Consider the following 2198-nt stretch of genomic DNA (forward strand, 5'->3'; position numbering starts at 1 on the left):
TCCGAAGATTGGTTGTGTAGGAACTCCCAAATCTATCGGGTTACCCATGCCCCTTAGCACACAATCCCTGACCCACACTTCTGTCAGGAGAGCCACTCTTTTGCCGGACTGACTTGTCCACCAACAGCAGTCGAAGGAAGTTTTATCGCTTTACCGGTTGTGATTATCGGCGTTCTTGCGGAGGAAGCTGAACGGTCTAGCCGAGGCGCTGCGTTTTGAAGCTGGTTGTAAATGTGTTGTTCATTTGTAGTCAGCACCGTAATCCTCTTTCCCTTATTATTCGAAACAAGCCTCAGGATACTTGATTGCATTCACACGGTGGGGCGTCCACCCACAGCCTCGACGGTGGCCCGGCCCGCCGATGAACAGGTCGTTGGAAGTCAGCGGTCGAAGACTTGCATGACGGGCCGTCGGCGGCGTTCCGACGGGGAGTTACAGATTCGGGAAGTAACAGAGGCCGGAAGTAACGGAGAGAATCCGCGGCAGTTGTTCCCCGCAGGGCAAGTGGAGGTGGGAACTTGCCCCGCGCAAGGTGGGGCCGACGGGCAGGGCGTAGGATGCCCGGGCCGGGTGGTTAAGGAAGGGTGCGGCAACGACATGCCCGGCATCAACGGTTCCACTGATCCCGGAGTGCCGATATTGGACCTTCCGTCAACATTAGGTTGACGTAATCACGGATATCGGCTTTTCAGGGTGTGATTTAGGATGTGTTTGAGACCTTGATTCAGCAAGCCTTCTCATGGGAACATGAATCATGACTGCAGTGACAGGCGCCCGCGGCGGGCTGAAGGCGCACCAGGATTCCATCCGGCTACCCGACGACGTGCTGGTCCGGGATCTGAGGGACCTGCTGGGAGCGAAACTGGTCGCCTACATCGGCTCCGTAAAGGAAACCCGGGCCGTCCGCCTCTGGGCCGACGGGGAGCGGAAACCGTCCGCCGAGGTGATGCAGCGGCTCCGCACCGCCTACCACGTGGCAGCCCTGCTCGCCGAGCGTGATTCCCGGGCCGTGGTGCAGGCCTGGTTCCAGGGCATGAACCCGCAGCTGGACGATGTCCCGCCGGCCCGGTTGCTCCGTGAAGGCCAGCTGGACGACGCCGGCCCGCAGGTGCTGGCCGCTGCACGCGCGTTCGCGGCCGCAGGCTAACCGGTGGTTTCTGCGAAACTGGCCGCGGCCGAGGCCGCCGGCAGGGTCTGGCGTGTCGGCTTCCGCCCGGAACCCTGGGCCTGGAGCGGCTGGGAATGGGCCACCGACGGACGGTTCCCGGGACGGTGGGATGACCTTCACGGCAACTTCCGCACCATCTACGCCGGATCTTCCCTTTTGGCGTGCCTTTTAGAGGTTCTGGCGCATTTCCGCAAGGACGCCCGACTGAGCATGGAGCTGGACGAGATCGTCGAGGACGACGAGGATACGGTCCTGCACCCCACGATCGCCCCGGGGCAGGTCCCCAGGGAGTGGCTCGATGTGCGCGCTGCCGCTTCGGCCGAGCTATCGGGGCGGTACTGCGCGGTGACCGCCTCCGGAAGCATCGGGGCCCTGTACCCGCATTTTATCGGTCTGGCCCTAAGCCTAGGTTTGGCTGACTTTGACGCCGCAGCACTGAAAGACGCCCGACCACGACGCCTGACCCAGGCAGTCGCCGCCTGGTTATACGAAATGACAGACCTCGACGGCGTGACTTTTGGCTCCCGTCACGGTGATGATCTCCAGCTCTGGGCCATCTTCGAGCGTCCGGGCGATCCACCGATCACGCCGAGAGTACACGATGTGACGGTTGAAGAATCAGTGCATCACGACAGCCTGGAAATCAGCAACGCCTTCGGCCTCCTTGGGCTGCAATGGGAGACCGCTTAAGCTCTCTTCTTCATACCGGCACCAAGGGAAAGGCACCGGAGCTCGCCTACAACCACGCCGAAGAGCTCCTTCACGAACAGCTGCTGCCGACCAATGTCCGCAGCGTCACCGGAAAGTCCGCGAAATGGTGCATCGAGTGGTACTTCCACCCCTAAGAAGTCTCCCCCGAAGTGGCCCAATGGCGGTCATGGGAACACCTGCGCCTCGACCCAGCCACCGGCATGAGCGTCTGGTGGATGCTGGCTGCTAGTGTAGCGTGTCGGTGATTTTTTTGGGTCTGATTTTTTGTCAGACTTGACGCATGGTTTATTTGGCAAAGGCACTTCACCTGCGTGACGGG

The 2198-nt window shown here is 61.1% G+C and carries 4 protein-coding genes; all 4 read left to right on the forward strand.

Annotation, left to right across the window (positions count from 1 at the left end):
* Positions 1-754 precede the first annotated feature (754 nt).
* The 4 genes from RCH07_RS19120 to RCH07_RS19135 are packed head-to-tail and all read left to right on the forward strand — an operon-like array spanning position 755 to position 2124.
* Complete coding sequence (locus RCH07_RS19120) at positions 755-1147, forward strand: hypothetical protein (protein WP_326969074.1); 393 nt, start codon at positions 755-757, stop codon at positions 1145-1147.
* Positions 1148-1150: 3 nt separating this feature from the next.
* Positions 1151-1858, forward strand: coding sequence for an RES domain-containing protein (locus tag RCH07_RS19125; RefSeq protein ID WP_326969075.1), 708 nt, complete (start codon positions 1151-1153; stop codon positions 1856-1858).
* Complete coding sequence (locus RCH07_RS19130; protein ID WP_326969076.1) at positions 1843-2013, forward strand: hypothetical protein; 171 nt, start codon at positions 1843-1845, stop codon at positions 2011-2013. Before RCH07_RS19125 ends, RCH07_RS19130 begins: the two co-directional genes overlap by 16 nt.
* 15 nt (positions 2014-2028) lie before the next feature.
* Positions 2029-2124: a DUF4913 domain-containing protein gene (locus tag RCH07_RS19135; RefSeq protein ID WP_326969077.1), complete on the forward strand. Its 96-nt coding sequence runs from the start codon at positions 2029-2031 to the stop codon at positions 2122-2124.
* Positions 2125-2198: the final 74 nt, after the last annotated feature.

Source organism: Arthrobacter sp. CG_A4, assembly GCF_035985125.1.
Taxonomy (GTDB): domain Bacteria; phylum Actinomycetota; class Actinomycetes; order Actinomycetales; family Micrococcaceae; genus Arthrobacter.

Bases quoted from the DNA above. Each gene is read 5' to 3' on its own strand.
- RCH07_RS19120 (WP_326969074.1), top strand. From the start codon at position 755: ATGACTGCAGTGACAGGCGCCCGCGGCGGGCTGAAGGCGCACCAGGAT.
- RCH07_RS19130 (WP_326969076.1), top strand. From the start codon at position 1,843: ATGGGAGACCGCTTAAGCTCTCTTCTTCATACCGGCACCAAGGGAAAG.